Source organism: Clostridium sp. MF28, from assembly GCF_002969175.1.
GTDB lineage: Bacteria > Bacillota > Clostridia > Clostridiales > Clostridiaceae > Clostridium > Clostridium beijerinckii.
Genome location: NZ_CP014331.1, coordinates 2696010 through 2713207, shown reverse-complemented (window position 1 = coordinate 2713207; position 17198 = coordinate 2696010). Strand labels below are relative to the sequence as shown.

Here is a 17198-nt window from a genome sequence, read left to right as displayed (position 1 = left end):
AGATTATAGAAGTTTAATAAAAGTACCTTCCATAATATATAACTGCTGTATTATATTATGGAAGGTTATTTTTATTTAGATATTAATATAAGATTAGTCATTATTTTATATTATATGATTTTTAGGTAAATTTAATGAATACGCCTTAATACATTCATATAAAGGATATAAATGTCTAAAGGCACAAGGAAATGATTCGATAATAAATAATGGAATGTATTTAAAATTAGTAAAATAATAGTAATTTATTATAACATATTAACACATAAGGGATTTATATAAATTTAGATATTTTTTATTTAATATAATTCTAAGATATGTCTTAATATGATGAGATAAATAGGCGAGCGGCTATATATAAACTAAATTTTGAATTTGAAGCACAATTTAAGGAGGACGAGAATGATGAGCAAGATTAAAAAAAGGTTTATAGCGCTAATAGTGGTATTTACAAGTATAATATCACTTATACCACTTGGATTTAATTCAGAAGTGGCAAAAGCGGATGATATACCTGCAGAAGCTACAGCTAGCAGAGTAAATTTAGATGGAACTATGACACCTCTTCCAAGTAGAATAGATAGCACTACTCAAGAAGAGATACATACTGCTAATTCTCTTGAGGATAATTTTGATATATCTCTTAAAAATATTCAAAAGACTCAAGCTGAATTGATACAGCAGGCGAAAGATTCAAAATCATCAATTACTGGAGTAACAAAGCAGGAAATAGTTGTTAAGGCTATAAATGAAGCTATACTAATCAATGATGATGGGACTGCCAATACAGACGGACAAAATGCTGTGGCAGGGATGGGAATAACTTTAAGTTATAGTAACAGTACTGGAAATGGTGGGCCAACTCCTGTAGAAAATGATTCAGAAAGAATAGGAGTAAAGATAACAGGTTTACCAGCAGGTGTTAATAAAATTAAATATTCAGTTAAAATAACAACTTTGTCAATAATATATAAAGAAACTAAAAATTCTGACGGAACTGTAACACAAGATGCAACTCCGGATCCAGCTGGAGAAAAGACAGTTACAAAATATGAAAAAACAATAACAATAGAGAATGGTAAGGATTATGCAACTAACCAAATAAGTGAAATGACATTTAAAGCTTATGTTGGTGATGCAGATGCATTTAATGATAAAGATGAGATTTTAGATGCCACAAAAAATGAAAATAATACAGTGCCATTTTTATATTCGACTACGGTGACACCAGATCCTAATATGAAATTAAGATATAATTTTGATGTGCCAGATTCACTTTCAGCATTAAAATATATCATGACTTTTGGAGATATGATTAATTTAGATAAAGGTGTTGAATTATATAAAAATGGTATACGTGCTGTTGATGGAAGTTTCAGTCTTAATGGACAGAAATTATCTGGAGATTTATCAAATCGAAGTAAGTCAGATTTAATAGTAATTAAGGTAAACTCAGTTACTAATGACAGTAGCTCTACTGTAAAGATAGCGAAGGCATATGCAGTAGAAATTAGATACAATAAATTAGATGCAGAGAAAGATTATAGCTTAAAAAATGCAGGTATAACAAAGCTTGATTTTAATGACGATGATGATGTTAAAGCGTATATTGGAAAGGCGTTTACTGTCACAAAAACTACGTCTGGTTTTTCAGAATATAAAGGAAAAATATACGTAGATTCAAGGGCAGGAATGATAAGTATAAATCCTACGTTAATAAGATCTCAATCCAGTAACAATGTAGCATATACTGTGACTAATAATTATAAAGATTCATCAGGGAAGACTAAAACTGAACAGTCGCAGCTCAAAAATGGAAAACAATATGTTAATTTTGATACGAGCCCAGATTATAATCAGATACAGATAGATGCCTATGAGGGCAAAGATGGAAATATAACCAATTCATCACAGATATTAGCGAGATATCTATTAGATGTCGTTGTTATAAATAATGATAATAACTTTACAATGAATTTAGAATTTAGTAAAACTACAGATAGTAATAGTGATGTGGTGTTAACACAACCAGGAGTAACTAAAGCGAATAATGGGGAAGTTAGTTTTACTTCATCTAGGCGTAGTTATGATTTGTATTATGGGTCGCCTAATGCAAATTCAGTTATAGTTTCTTTTACAGGTCATCAAAGTGATAAGCATGAATATATAAAAGTATTTTTTGCGGATGATGTAAATAGTACTAATCTTGAGGAGGCCACTGAATCAGTAAATAATTTGCCTGATAAGGATCTTTTAAGAAGTACTAGCCTTAATGTTAATATTGCTCATAGTAGAAAGAAAATGGTTGTTCAAGCATATTATGATAAGGTTGAAATAAAGAAAGATGAGAATGGTCAGGATGTAAAAGTCAAAACTGGTACGTATACTGTAGGCGATAGTTATGTGTTTTATCTTCCGGAAAATTTTACAGGTGAAGTGACACCAGATCCAGGAGCAAGTTCAAGCAATGCTTCATTAAATTCATTAAAAATTTCAGGATATACTTTAACTGATAGTGATGGGAATTCAGGATTTTCAAGTGATAAATTAGATTATACAACTACTGTGGCAAAAGAAGATACAACTGAAAAGATAACAGCAATAGCCCAAGATGATAATGTTAAGTCAATTATTGCAAGTATTAATGGAAGTGATGCAACTTATGATTTAACTTCTGGAGAATCAAATGAAATTCCTTTAAATACAAATGGGAATACAACTATAACCATAGTTGTAACAGCACAAGATGGGAAAACTAGTAAAATATATAGCATTGTAATTAAGAACAATTCAAAAGGTAGTAATGCGAATTTGAAAAATGTTATTCTTAGCCAAGGAGACTATACATTTGATCCTAAAGAAGATATAACTAAAGTTCGAGTTGATCAAAATGTATCTAAGATTAATGTAACTCCAATAGCAGAAGATTCCAAATCAACAATTAGTGTTAATGGAGAGGAATATTCAGATTCTGCAATAAGTATTAGCCTTAAAGGAGCTCAGAAAACGGAGATCGATATAGAGGTTATATCTGAAGATGGCAAGGAGACTAAAACTTATACTTTAGAAGTTTATAGGGTTGACTCTTCTGATTGGAATAACGATGATAATAATAATGATAGTAGCAGTGATGATGATCAATTTTATGATGATTACAATGATTGTTGGGTAGATTTAACTAAGTATGATGAGTGGGGAACAGTAAATGGAAAGCCAGTATACTTTGATAAAAAAAGCAGACAAGTTAAAAATGCTTGGGTATCTACTGGTGGAAAATACTACTACCTAAATAATCTAGGATATAGAGCATCAGGGTGGAAAGTTGATGATAAGACTGGTCAAACATATTACCTAGATCCAACAAACGGAGAGATGAGAAAAGGATGGATGAATTTAAATAATAGCTGGTATTACTTGGGGTTAAATGGAGTAATGAAAAAAGGCTGGTTAAATTTAAATGGAAAATGGTATTACTTTACTCCTAATGGACAAATGGTTGTGAATCAAAGTATTTATATTGATGATGGTGTATATAAATTTGGACAGGATGGAGCTATGTACTAAAAATATTTATAGTTTTGTTAAGCTATGACTTTTAATTACATATAGCTCATAGAAATAAAGATTATGCTATTTCTACAGTTTTAAAGGAATTATGATTGGTGGATGTAAGATTATATTTACAAATCAAATACGTACGTGTATAACAGGGATTTAGAAATTTCTATACAAAAAGGCACTAAGAGGGAGGTTTTTCAACTTTCGCTTGTCTGATTAAAGATTTAGGCAAGCGAAAAGTGAGTTTAGCTTTCCTCTTAGTGTTTTTTTAAATATTAAGAGTTCAAATTAAAACAAATGTATTTGATTTTAAACAAGTATCATATAGAGGCGAACTTTGGGGCAGAAATATACAAGGGAGTTTTTATTGACAACTGGAATTTTAGGGAATATAATAATTATAGTTCAAAATTCGAACAATAAATGCTATGTTTAATTAAAGGGGAGTTAGGTGTAATATGTTAGAAGATAGGATAGAAATTTTAAAGACGCTGAATGATAATTTTAATATTAATCAAAGAGAATTGGCTAAAAGAACTAATATATCCCTTGGGAAGGTTAATGCAGTTTTAAAAGAATTTACCATGGATGGATTTATTGACAGAATAACAAATAATAGAGGAACTTTATATAAAGTAACTGAAAAGGGCATGAAGTTTTTAGAAGAAAATATTGCTTCTGCAAAAAGTACTAGATTAAAGATTCATGAAGAAGAGAAAAAAATAGTTAAACAAGCTGTAATACTTGCAGCAGGTAAGGCAGAGGAATTTGGGAAACCTGTAGGAATGTTGGATATTGAAGACTTTAGGCTTATTGATAGAACTCTAAATATTTTAAAAGAAAATGGAATAACTAAGACCGTTATAGTAACTGGATATGAAAGTCAGTACTATGAAGAAGCTTTTAAAAATAGTAAAAATATAATATTAGTAAAGAGCGATACTTATAAGTGGACAGGAACAATGCATTCATTATCTTTAGCTAAAGATTATATAGATGATGATTTTTTACTTATTGAAAATGATTTGATTTTCGAAAAAAGAGCTATTAAGGAATTAGCAGAAAGTCCAAATCGTGATTGTATTCTTTTTACAAATGAAAGTGGATCAGGTGATGAAGCATTTGTTGAAATAAGGGATAATCATTTATTTAAAATGTCCAAAGATATTCATCAATTTAATAGAATTGATGGAGAAATGATAGGACTTACTAAGATATCACATAAATTATATACAATGATGCTTGAAGAATTTAAAGGGAATGTAAATCCGTATTTAAATTATGAATATGTACTTTTAGATGTTGCTAGAAATTATAATATTGGTTTTGTTAAAATAGATGATCTTGCATGGGGGGATGCAGATAGTTCTAAGGAATATGAAAAAATCAAGAATTATCTTTATCCAACTATAAGAAGAAGAGAGCTAAGTTATGAGATAAGTAACATAAAAGCTATTGTTAGAGAATCATTAAAAGTAACAGATGAAGATATTACAGAAGTTGAGCCAGCAGGTGGTATGACAAACAAAAATTATAAAATATGTGTTAAAGGTGATAGATACATATTAAGAGTCGCAGGTGTTGGAACGGAACAAATGATTAATAGAAACACAGAAATGTTTAATTCGGCGATTGCTTCTGAGAAAGGCTATAATGTAGAAGTACCTTATTTCAATCTTGAAACTGGAGTTAAAATATCTAAGTTTATAGAAAATGCTGAAACTTTAACTCATAGAAGTATTAAGAAAGAAGAAAACTTAAAGCAAGTTACAGCTATCTTAAGAGACTTGCATGAATGTACTGATTTTCATATGGATAATGAGTTCAGTATGTTTAGGGAACTTGAAAAATATGAAGGGATTTTAACAAAAGATAATGGAAACTTTTTTGAGGATTATGCTGAAGTAAGAGAAAAGGTTATGGCTCTTGAAGAAGAATTAAATAGATGCAACAGAGTCTATGTACCATCTCATAATGATTTGGTTTCGGAAAACTTTGTTAAGGATACTGCAGGCAGAATTTATTTAATCGACTGGGAATACAGTGGGATCAACGATGATATGTGGGATTTGGCAGCTCTTTCTTTAGAAAATGAATTTTCAGAAGATGATATAGAGTTAATGTTTAGACTATATTTTAAAGGAAAAGATGCTGATAAAGATTCAAGAAGAAGATTATTAATTCATCAAATATGCCAAGATTTCTTATGGGCTGTTTGGACACTAATTAAGGAAGCAGAAGGAGACGATTTTGGTACTTATGGATTAGATAGATATAATAGAGCTAAGGAATATTTAAATAAACTTTAATTATAAATCAAATTTATAATTCTGGTTAGATATCACATAAGCTTAGGATATAACTTGTTTATTTATATGTATTGAAATTTAAGATGATTTATATATTTTTAATTAGCTGAGGAGAAGGTAGATATGAGAGCAATTTTAATGGCAGCGGGCATGGGAACAAGATTAAGACCATTAACTGAAAATACTCCAAAATCTTTAATAGAAGTCAATGGGATGTCTTTACTTGAAAGACAAATAATAAATTTAAAGGAGATTGGGATTAACGAGATTATAGTATTAACTGGATATCTCCATGAAAAGTTTGATGATATAGTTAAGAAATATAATTTAATCAAAGTGGTTAATGATAAATACGATATCTATAATAATATATATACTATGTATTTAGTTAGGCAATACCTTAGGGATGCATTTGTAATTGATGCAGATAACTATATTACAAGGAACTTCTTACCTAAAAGTAAACCAAAAACATCATTATATTATTCAGCTTGTAAAGAAAATATAATAGGTGAGTGGATTTTGAAATATGATGAAGATGGCAGAATACATAGTGTTGAAATTGGAAAAGAAGGAGATAAACCTGATTTTATAATGTCAGGAGCATCTTTTTGGACTGCTAAAGATGGCGAATTTATTTCTAATAAAGTTGAAGAAGCAATAAACAAAGGGGACTTTAGAGATTTATATTGGGATAGTATTGCTGTAGATAATCTTAAGGACATGGAAGTGCATATCGAAAAGATACAATCAAATGATATATTTGAAATAGATTCATTGGAGGATCTAGCATATCTGAAAAACGCACTTAAATTATAATTTAATGATATAAAAGCAAAATATAATATGGAAATATGAAAAACTACACTAAAATATACTTATTTTGATGAAGGTATATTTTTGTGTAGTTTTTTATGTAAAAATATATGTTTAAAAGGCTACTGAATATGTCTATTATGCAAGTGAGATTGATATTTCCAGGAACTTAATTGTATAATATTTGGGCTGCTATCTATAAGAGCGTTATTATCTTTTGAAAAAATCACTTTTCTTAAAATTAATCTTTTCTTATTGTATGTACGATTATGTAGGCCTAATATTTTGTAGGAAAGTTTGAAAATATCCTTATGTATTCTCATTTTAGTTTTTAAACTCACATCTTCCCAACTTATCTCATAAAGAGTTCTACAAAACTTTAAAGTGTTCTTTATTCCCAATGAATTAAGATTTCTCTTTAGAATTTTAGATGTATAAAAAAGACCAGCACCAGAAGTTGTTGACATGGACAATCCTATTTTATCATTTATTTGGGATCTTGAGCTACTTAATAGGTAACAACAAGATAGTCTGTGCAAAAACAGTTTCATTTCATTGCTAATATCACATTTTGATACTGGAGAAGCTATTATAAGTAAATCAGAGCTATCTAATGAATTTATGATGTACTCCATACCATTAACAGTTTTTGAATCAATATCGGGATAAGAAAGACGTCCATTGTAAATATAATCTTTTGATAAGAAAAATTCCGTGACTTTTAATTCAATATTAAGTTTAAGAGCATTTAGCAAGAGTTGCACACAATTATATGTATTTGTCTCGCTTGAGTTATCATAAATGACAATTACATTCACAAGTGATCATCCTTTCACTATATATGTGTCTTTAAATTCTGAAATATGATTTTCTAAGAATCTACGTTCTTTATCAGTTAAGTTTTCGTGCTTATAAAATAGTAAGAAAACTGGGGAGTAGAATTGAAGTGCTAATGTATAAGGGTCTTTTTTTATAAATACGTTTGAACTTATTAATTTTGAAAATACGTCAGCTTGAAAATCTAATATATCATCAATAAATATCTTATTATATAAATCTGAAAGTTTAGAGTTGTTACATTGCTCTATTGTCAGCAATTTTCTGAATTTAATCATATTCTCGTCTTCTAAGTAGAAATTAAAAATGTATGAACTTTTTTTGAAAAAGTATTCGTCAGATAACCAATTTGTTTTATTAGGAAGATTCTCATCAGAATTATCCCTAATTTTTATACTGTTCAAAAATTTATTTACTAAATCTGAATATTTTTGGATTATAGTATCAAAAATATCTTGCTTATTTTTGAAGTGATTATAAAGAGAACTTGCTTTTATGCCAACTGCTTTGGCGATATCTCTAACAGATATTGCATCAAAACCTTTCCTTGAAAAAAGATTTAATGATTCAGATATAATTTTTTCTCTTGTATTCATAAAAACTCCTCACAAAAATATTATTGCATAACTTTAAAGTGCTTAATTTATATTAATATATATCAAACACAAATACATATAAACTATAATTAGAGTTTGAGAAATAAGCATAATATTCCACTACTATTATCTTATAATTTAAAACTAACAGTTGTTAGTTTGATTATAACTCAAAGTAAGAAAAAAGTCCATAAATTTTCAACACTTTCCATATAATTTGTATATGAATTGACAATGAATAAACTAGAATGTACAATTGAAAAAGCGAAAAATATACACATATAAAAAAAGCGCGAAGCGCAACTAAGAACTTATAAAAAAGCAGGAAGTGCTAAAAACTGATATAAAAAGTGCGAAGCGAAGTCAATAACTTGTTAAGTAGAAATAAATTCAATTGGAACTGTGCATTTTAATAAAATAATTTCTAATTTATCACAGTGTGCTTAAAAGTCATTAAATGTGCATTGTTGATTAGAATACGTATATGGAGGACAAACAAATGGCTAAATCTATTTCAAAAAATGCGATATTCAAAGCAATGCTTAACTTATTTAACATAATATTGCCGATTTTGGTAATCCCATTAGTTACTAGATCAGTTGGTAAAGAATTATATGGTTATATGGGATATGGAGATTCTCTAACTGCTTATTTTTTAATATTCGCAAGCTTTGGAATTTACCAGTATGGACTAAGAGAAATAAGTAAAGTTCGTGATGACAAGGCTAAACTTAGACAAACGTTTACGAGCTTGTTTCTTTTTGCAAGTGTTACTAATATCCTAGCTTCAGCTGCATACATGATATTTGTAGCTATTTTTTATAAAAATGAACCATATTTTTATACATGTATAGTTATGGGATTTAATTTGGTATTTAATCTTTTTTACGTGGAATGGGTTAATGAAGCATTAGAAAATTATGATTTCATTGCTATTAAAACAATGATAGTTAGAATAGTATATTCTGCATTGATTTTGCTATTTGTTAGAAAACAAGAAGATTATTTGTTTTATTTATATTTAGTTATAGGATTTAACTTTATAAATAATATAATAAGTTTCGTATACGTAAAAAGAAAAGTAAGGCTTGATTTTTCTAATCTTGAATTTTTTAGACATTTAAAACCTATGTTTTACGTTGTAATTCTTTCTAATACAGGAGTTTTATATACTCAGCTTGATAAGATTATGCTAAAAGACAGTATTGGAGGGACTACCGATGTTGGATATTATTATATGGCTCAGAGGGTAACTACTATAGTAAGTACACTACTATTAACAGTTATCCAAGTTACTATGCCAAGGCTCTCTAACTACTTGGGAAATGAATCTAAAGGTGAGTATTTGGTCCTACTAAAAAGGGTTATAAAGATATATTTTCTGATTTTATTTCCAGCATCTATAGGTCTTTTGTGCCTTTCTAAAGAGGCTATATATATCTTTGGAGGACCAGAATTTTTAGCGGCAGTTCCGGTTATGGTTATATTTTCAATACATATGTTAAGTGTTGGAGTTGAAGGGGTAATAGCAAATCAAATAATATATCTTCACGGAAAAGAAAAGTATGATGCAATGTTAGTATTAATTGGAGGAATACTTAATTTAATTTTTAATACAACATTATTTCTAACAGGAACATTTAATATGGTTACTGCTATAAGTACAACTCTTTTAGCAAATCTTATTGTAATAGGTTTAGAATATAGGCTGGTTAAGAAAGTTATAAAATTAGATATACATTTGTTCGCTTACGAGAATATAAAGTATTTCTATTATTCTTTGATATTCATTCCTATAACGTTTGGAATAAAGCTTGTTATACATAACATACTTTTTGGATGTGTAGTGGAGGTTTTTGCATGTGGCTTAATATATGCTGGAATTCTTATATTTACTAAGGATCAGGTATTTTTTGAGCTGGCAGACAAATTACTTTTGAAATTCAAGCTTAAAAGATAATTAGAATTGAATAAGAAATTAAGAGGATATTATTTTATATAGCTCTTAAGTTAGAATCATGCGTTTGTTAGTGCTGTTGGGAATTGACATGTAAAATGTTAAAGATATAGCGCTTTCAAAGGCATGATTTTTTATTAAGTATTTAAATATGAATGGGAATAAATCAATTTAAAGCTTTTTATGAAAATTTATAATATTTTTTTATGTGAACATGTTGATTTGAACAGTGAACAATGATAATATAATTTTGTTCACAAAATGAACTTAAGGCTAAGGCATAATTAAGTTTAATATATATTCATTTTGTTTATTATATAGTATAAGGAAATAATTTAGTTTAAGAAGATTATTGTAAGGTAGAAAAAGTTAAAATTATACGAATAAGAAGTTATATTTAAGGGGGAGATTTTTGATGCAAAATATTATAAAAAATACCAAAGTTAATGAAGCTGCAGTTATTGCAAAAAGGAAATTATCGGCACAATTTTTTAAAAAGGGTATTACAATAGCTTTATTTTCAGGTCTCATGTATGGATTCTACTCAGCATTTCTAACTTTGGGGATGACTAAAGGAGTTTGGGGAGATTGGACAGGAGTAAATTCAGCTGGTTTATCAGCTTTTGTTATTACGTATTTATTAGGGGCACTTGGAAGTGCAGTAAATGATGTTTGCAGCGCTGTATGGGCAGTGATTTATGCAATTATTAAAGGTAAGTTTGGAGATTTCTTAAGATGTATTAATACTACCCCAGGGCGTGTAATGATGTTAGCAGCTCTTATAGGAGGACCTATTGCTAGCACGGCTTATGTTATTGGGCTTCAGATGGCAGGGTCAATAGTTATTCCTATTACTGCCCTTTGTCCAGCTATTGGTGCTATTTTAGGTAGAATTTTATTCAAGCAGGAATTAAATAAACGTATGATATTGGGTATTGCTATCTGTGTTTGTGCAAGCTTTATGATTGGAAGTACAGGTATTACAGGGGATGCACCAAAAGGTATGCTATTAGGTATTTGCATTGCTTTCATCGCGGCTCTTGGATGGGGTTTTGAAGGTTGTGTAGCTGGCTATGGTACATCTATGATTGATTCAGAGATAGGTATTACCATTCGTCAGGCAACAGCAGGTCTTTCAAATTTAATTATATTCATTCCTATTTTAGGGATGATAGCAGGTGGAGTTAATATTTCAGCAGGGCTTGTGGCTCAAGCATTTACAAGTGGTTCTGCTATGATTTGGTTTGCTGCAAGTGGCCTTTGTGCATTTATTTCATTTATGACATGGTATAAAGGCAATAGTATGTGTGGTGCTGCACTTGGTATGGCTTGTAATGGTACATATTCATTCTGGGGACCATTTTGCTGTTGGATATTACTTGGTGTAATCTTTGGAATAGATGGATGGTCTCTACCTCCAATCGCTTGGGGAGCAGCAGTACTAATGATAGTTGGTATATTAGTAATTGCAATGAATCCGCTTGATTTATTCAGAAAAAAGGAGGTAAGATAGTATGAAACCACTTAATTATGCTATTTTAAAATACTTTACGAAAGTACCTGAAGCTTGTGCAGAAGACGTTATTGAAGCTCTAAAAGGTGAGTATGGTAAATTTAAGGCCCTTAAAAGAGATGCTGTAATTTCAGCTCTAATGACAGCAGAAGCTAATGGACTTTTAGAAGAAACAAGGTTTGATATGGATGAGGCAGGCAATTTAAGAGTTTATTATCATGCAAATGAAGAAGGAGCAGCTACAATTAATAAATATATTAGAGACTAATGATTATATATTTGTATTAATAAAAAAATGAATAATACTGGTGTAATCGTAGAATAAAAGACAATAATATATTTTAAAGTTTAAATATATGAAATGCACAACTCATACTGAGTGGTTAGGAATAAGGCACATAAACTTTTATTGTGCTTAAGGTTTTATTGAAACCAAAATCTCTAATCATGAAATATGAGGTGTGTATTTTTTTTTGCTATAGAACAATAGTCTAAGTTGCAAAATTCTGATATAGAACGTTTCGAAATAATGATTAAATGATAAAGAAGAATGAAATATTGATATTAATTTGTTTATAACTACAAAAAAACACAATAATTAATATAATATGTATAAAATAATTATAAAATCTGATAAAATTAATATATAATTTGTCTATTAATGATATATTAATGAGGTGAAAGATGAATATAAGAAGAAAGTTTATAGTTTTATCTATATTATGGGGAATAATTCCTGCAATTATTTCGACAAGCATATGTATTTCAAATTTTAATACTAGAAACTTAGAATTAACTAAGCAGAATGTAGAAACTTTTTCTAAGGATCAATCTATACACTTAAAAGCTTTTTTTGATGAGAATATTAGTAATCTTAATAATGATACCAATATACCAATAGTAAAAAAAATATTAACTGCATTAAATAATAAAGAAGATTTAGAAGATAAAAGGCATGATATACAAGTTTTAAATGAAATCTTGGCTGGTAGAATGCAAGAAGAATTTTTTTTAAGTAGAGAGGTACTTGTTGACAAGGAGGGTGTAATTATTGCATGTGATAATAGTGAGTTCATAAATAAGAAGGCTATGATTCCTAATAATGAAGTTGAGAAGCTTAAGCAAAACGAAGTTGTTGTAACAAACATTATAGAAAGAGAAGATTTTAATGATGGAGCCAAAAGTGCGATAATTGCAAGCCCTATATTTGTAGGAGGCAAATACCAAGGTTTTATAGCTAATATAATGAATATGAATTATTTTGAAAAACTTGTAAACGATGTTAGCTTTTTTGATACTGGAAGAATACTGATAATGGACCCAAATGGCGCTGTTGCAGCTGGAACTAGCAATAATATAAAAGAAAATATAAAAAAGATAAATGTTCCTAATAATTTGTACGAGCAGTGGGAAAAGATAGATTTTGATAGTACACCTAATGGAATAATCGAATATAAAATTAATAACACTGAAAAGATAGGATATTATTCGAGGATTAGTAATACTGGCTGGATAGTATTAAGTGCAATTGAATTATCAGAATTTAAGACGCCAACTGAGAGAACTATAAAGAATACTGTGGCATTTTTTATAATTATTTCACTATTAATAACAGTATCATATTTATTTATAGTTAATTATTTCTCTAAGCCTATATATAAATTATTGGAGGTAATTAGAAAGATAAAACAAGGTAATATGGATGATCGATTTATATATAATAAGGAGGATGAATTCGGAGAAATAGCAACAGCATTTAATGGATTGATGGATACTATAGAAAAGAATAAAAAGCATATAGAAGAAAAAAATAGAAGGCTACAATCTCTAACATCCAATATACCAGGAGGAGTATATACGTGCAAAATAGAAAATGGAGAATATATTTTAGATTTTGTAAGTAGTGGGTGTCTAAGCATTTTAGGTTACAAAGAAGATGAATTTACTGAAAATCAAAGGCGTAAAAAATTAATTGAATTAATTTGCGAGGCTGATAGAGAAAGAGTAATGAGGGATATAAGAGAACAAATAAGTAAATATGGTAAGTACACTGTAGAATACAGGGTTAAAAGGAGTGATGGAGTCAATGTATGGTTATTAGATAACGGTCAAATAGTAGAAAATAGCTATGGTAAATTATTTAGCTACAGTGTAGTAATAAATATAACTGAATCCAAAATAACTCAAGAAGAGCTTAGAATGAGTGAGGAGCGCTATCGTATAATTATGTCTCAAACAGAAGACGCAATTTTTGAATGGAATATCCCCAAAGATACTGTTTATTTTTCTGGAAATTGGGAAAATAAGTTTAGCTATAAATCAGTTGTAAACAATGTTAGTGAGATTATATATAAAACAGATTATATTTATAATGATGATATAAAGAATTTTGGAAAATTGCTTAATGGTATTATATATGGGGATACATATAAAGAAGCTGAAATTAGAATAAAGAAAAATACTAATGAATATATTTGGTGCAAAATAAGAATAACTGCCATGTTTGATGGAAATGGAGATATATTTAAGGCCATAGGGATAATTATTGATATTGATGAAGAAAAGAGAGAGAATGAAAAACTTTTATTTAAAGCACAAAGAGATAGTTTAACTAGCTTATATAATAAAGGAACAGTACAAAATATGATTGAAGAATATATGAAAAGTGCTAAGAAAGGCGATAGTGGAGCGCTATTTGTTGTAGATCTTGATAATTTTAAAGCTGTAAATGATAATTTAGGTCATCTAGCAGGAGATTTTGTTTTAACTGACATTTCACTAATGTTTTCAGAGATATTCAAAGAAGATTCTATTGTAGGACGAATAGGTGGAGATGAATTTGTGATATTCCTTAAAAATATTACATCGGAAGAGTTATTAATTGAAAAAGCAAAAGATCTAATGAATGGTTTTAGGAGTAATAATACCGATGAAGTTTTAAGTCAAAAAGTTTCTGGAAGCATAGGAATAGCAAAATATCCAGAGCATGGTAAGAGTTTTAAGGAACTTTTTACAAATGCGGATAAAGCAGTCTACTTAGCAAAAAGTAAAGGTAAAAATAATTATTGCATTTTTGAAGAAAATTAATTATACGAATAATAAGATAATACTGATGGGATAGCTCTCATCAGTATTATTTTTGATTAGAATCTATTGTTGAGTTGTCGTAGTAAAATCATAAAAGTGCTTTTGAATTATTTAATACTTTAATGGAGAACATAAACTTAGCATTGTTATACTTGTATTGTTTAATTGTGCCTTAACATTAAGTTCAAGAAGGAAGGTATGCAAAAGTTATGAGTACAATATTTAAAATTTACAAAAGGGATATAAGAAAAATAACAACTAATATTCCTCTCATGATTATAATAGTAGGGTTACTTTTCGTACCTGCTTTATATGCATGGATTAATATAATAGCTTCTTGGGATCCATATGGAAACACCAAAGGACTTTTAGTAGCAGTAGTAAATAATGATGAAGGCGCTCAATTTCAAAACCTAGAAATTAATATAGGTAGAGAGGTAATAGATAAGCTGAAAGGTAATGAAAGTATTGGATGGACTTTTGTTAACGAGGATGAAGCAGAAAGTGGAGTAAAATATGGTAAGTATTATGCTAGTATAACTATACCTGAAGATTTTTCGAGTAATCTTCTCTCAGTTGCAGCAAGTGGTGAGCCTAAAAAAGCTAAACTTATTTATTCTGTTAACGAAAAAATTAATGCTATAGCACCTAAAATTACAAAAAGCGGATTAACAAGTTTACAAAATGAAATAACTAGTTCTGTTACAGAAGAAGTAAGTAGTACTGTGCTTAATTATATGAATGCTTATGGTATTGAACTTGAGAAAATTAAGCCTCAGCTAGAAGAACTTATGAATATTATAAATGACATAGATAATAACCTACCTCAAATTGGTGAAGGAATAAATAATGCTTATAATGGGGCAGTAGATCTAAATAACTTTATACAAAATATTCAAGGGAATATACCTAATATAACAAATTCACTGAACAACGCTCAAAATGCTGTTCAATCCAGTAATGACTTTTTTATTAAGGTTAATGACACAATAAAAAATATATCTCCGTATGTTAGAACAGATTTAGCTACAGTAAAGGCTAATTCTACTGCAACAAGAGATGCACTTAACAGTATTAATAATTCCGTTGATACAGATGTTAAGGGGCAGCAGGATATTCTAAGATTAGCTTCAACTAAAATGAATAATGCACTATCTGCTGTTAATAATGATATAAATATACTTCAATCTGTAAATAATATTTTACATAGTAGTGCAATATCTAATTTTATAAATAAAATGCAAAATATTAGGGATCAATTAGTTCAAAATAAATTAAATTTAGATGCTTTGATAACTACATTAAGTAATGGTAATAAAATTTCTTCCGATGCAGTAGAATCTCTAATACAAGGGATAGATAAAACATCACAACTTATTGATGATTCAATAAATAATTTTGACAGCGCTATTTCGCCAGCAATAAATAGTCTTGTGAACAATACAACAAATATGGCAAACAACTCATTAACACTTTTAGAAAGTGCAAAAAATAATATACCTTTAATAAATAGTCTGCTAAAAGATGCTAATATTGGTACTGATTTAGGGGCAGAACAGATTAAAAATATTAAAGATAAATTTCCAAAAACTGAGGAGACTATCCACAGTAATGTTGAAAAATTTAAAAGTTTGAGTAATGATGAAAAATTCAACGAACTCACAGGTCTTCTACAGAAAAATACAAAGGATGTAAGTGATTTTCTGGCAAATCCAATTGAGCCAGTTCAAAACAGGGTATTTCCTATACCTAATTATGGATCAGCTATGGCTCCATTTTACAGTACTCTTGCTATATGGGTAGGTGGATTTACATTACTTTCTATACTATCTGTCCATGTAGAAGCGCTGGATGATGTTAAGAATTTAGGAACTACAAAAATGTTTTTTGGCAGGTTCTTAACTCTTGCAACCCTTTCACTACTCCAAGCTATTATCATTGTTTTAGGAAATTTATTTTTTATTAAGACTTATTCTGTAAGTCCAGTAATACTTTTAATATTTTCTATGTATGTAAGTATAATTTTTATAATGATTATATACACCTTGGTATCAGTATTTGGGAATGTGGGTAAAGCTTTAGCTTTAATTATAATGGTACTTCAGGTTTCAGCATCAGGAGGAACTTTCCCAATACAGCTTACGCCTAAATTTTTTCAAAATATAAGTCCAATGCTTCCTTTTACATATGCAATAGGAGGAATGAGAGAGGCAGAGGGTGGGATCATCTGGAGTTCCTTATATTACAATATTGGAATTTTATCTATATATTTTTTCATATCAATAATTATTGCTGTATTTTTAAAAGAAAAGATGAATAAGAAGTCAGAAAAATTTGTTAATAGGATGAGAGAAAGTGGATTAGTAGGAGAGTGAAGATAAACGCTAATTAAATTATGTTCATTTTATGTAAATGTATGAGCCTAATTTAATTGCTTAAGGTAGGTATTTACAAGAAAGTAAAAAAGCAATGATATAATTTGTAATTGGACTATTACAAACAAATATCATTATTGTCATTGATAA

The 17198-nt window shown here is 29.0% G+C and carries 10 protein-coding genes; 8 read left to right on the top strand and 2 right to left on the bottom strand.

The genetic code is table 11. From position 1 onward, the window contains the following. Nucleotides 1-402 precede the first annotated feature (402 nt). The 3 genes from AXY43_RS11750 to AXY43_RS11740 all read left to right on the top strand — a co-directional run bounded on the left by AXY43_RS11750 (nucleotide 403) and on the right by AXY43_RS11740 (nucleotide 6686). A complete protein-coding gene (locus AXY43_RS11750) occupies nucleotides 403-3564 on the top strand; it encodes an N-acetylmuramoyl-L-alanine amidase family protein (protein WP_243099205.1) in 3162 nt (1053 codons plus the stop codon). A 452-nt stretch (nucleotides 3565-4016) separates the two neighbouring features. Next, nucleotides 4017-5867, top strand: coding sequence for a winged helix-turn-helix transcriptional regulator (locus AXY43_RS11745; RefSeq protein WP_023976105.1), 1851 nt, complete (start codon nucleotides 4017-4019; stop codon nucleotides 5865-5867). Between the two features lie 123 nt (nucleotides 5868-5990). Next, nucleotides 5991-6686: a sugar phosphate nucleotidyltransferase gene (locus AXY43_RS11740; RefSeq protein WP_012060848.1), complete on the top strand. Its 696-nt coding sequence runs from the start codon at nucleotides 5991-5993 to the stop codon at nucleotides 6684-6686. A gap of 119 nt (nucleotides 6687-6805) precedes the next feature. Here AXY43_RS11740 and AXY43_RS11735 read toward each other — a convergent pair whose 3' ends face one another. Both AXY43_RS11735 and AXY43_RS11730 read right to left on the bottom strand, forming a co-directional pair. Then, nucleotides 6806-7501, bottom strand: a complete 696-nt coding sequence (locus AXY43_RS11735) for an NAD(P)H-dependent oxidoreductase (protein ID WP_012060847.1) — start codon at nucleotides 7499-7501, stop codon at nucleotides 6806-6808. Between the two features lie 6 nt (nucleotides 7502-7507). Next, entirely contained in the window at nucleotides 7508-8116 is a 609-nt protein-coding gene (locus AXY43_RS11730; RefSeq protein ID WP_017212122.1) for a TetR/AcrR family transcriptional regulator, read from the bottom strand. 499 nt (nucleotides 8117-8615) lie between these two features. On the opposite strand from AXY43_RS11730, the gene AXY43_RS11725 reads away from it, so the two are divergent. From AXY43_RS11725 to AXY43_RS11705, 5 genes are all read left to right on the top strand, one after another. Further along, nucleotides 8616-10076, top strand: coding sequence for an oligosaccharide flippase family protein (locus AXY43_RS11725; protein ID WP_039770729.1), 1461 nt, complete (start codon nucleotides 8616-8618; stop codon nucleotides 10074-10076). A 412-nt stretch (nucleotides 10077-10488) separates the two neighbouring features. Beyond that, a complete protein-coding gene (locus AXY43_RS11720) occupies nucleotides 10489-11586 on the top strand; it encodes a membrane protein (protein WP_039770731.1) in 1098 nt (365 codons plus the stop codon). 1 nt (nucleotide 11587) lies between these two features. Then, nucleotides 11588-11854 carry a hypothetical protein gene (locus AXY43_RS11715; protein ID WP_017212125.1) on the top strand — a complete coding sequence of 89 codons (267 nt, stop codon included), beginning with the start codon at nucleotides 11588-11590 and terminating at the stop codon, nucleotides 11852-11854. Between the two features lie 416 nt (nucleotides 11855-12270). Next, nucleotides 12271-14673 (top strand): diguanylate cyclase, encoded by a 2403-nt coding sequence (locus tag AXY43_RS11710; RefSeq protein WP_039770733.1) that lies wholly within the window; start codon nucleotides 12271-12273, stop codon nucleotides 14671-14673. A gap of 209 nt (nucleotides 14674-14882) precedes the next feature. Continuing rightward, entirely contained in the window at nucleotides 14883-17048 is a 2166-nt protein-coding gene (locus AXY43_RS11705) for a YhgE/Pip domain-containing protein (protein WP_039770735.1), read from the top strand. The last annotated feature ends 150 nt before the right edge of the window (nucleotides 17049-17198 follow it).

Coding starts and splice junctions, on each gene's coding strand:
- AXY43_RS11750 (WP_243099205.1), top strand. CDS start 403: ATGATGAGCAAGATTAAAAAAAGGTTTATAGCGCTAATAGTGGTATTT.
- AXY43_RS11745 (WP_023976105.1), top strand. CDS start 4,017: ATGTTAGAAGATAGGATAGAAATTTTAAAGACGCTGAATGATAATTTT.
- AXY43_RS11740 (WP_012060848.1), top strand. CDS start 5,991: ATGAGAGCAATTTTAATGGCAGCGGGCATGGGAACAAGATTAAGACCA.
- AXY43_RS11730 (WP_017212122.1), bottom strand. CDS start 8,116: ATGAATACAAGAGAAAAAATTATATCTGAATCATTAAATCTTTTTTCA.
- AXY43_RS11725 (WP_039770729.1), top strand. CDS start 8,616: ATGGCTAAATCTATTTCAAAAAATGCGATATTCAAAGCAATGCTTAAC.
- AXY43_RS11720 (WP_039770731.1), top strand. CDS start 10,489: ATGCAAAATATTATAAAAAATACCAAAGTTAATGAAGCTGCAGTTATT.
- AXY43_RS11715 (WP_017212125.1), top strand. CDS start 11,588: ATGAAACCACTTAATTATGCTATTTTAAAATACTTTACGAAAGTACCT.
- AXY43_RS11710 (WP_039770733.1), top strand. CDS start 12,271: ATGAATATAAGAAGAAAGTTTATAGTTTTATCTATATTATGGGGAATA.
- AXY43_RS11705 (WP_039770735.1), top strand. CDS start 14,883: ATGAGTACAATATTTAAAATTTACAAAAGGGATATAAGAAAAATAACA.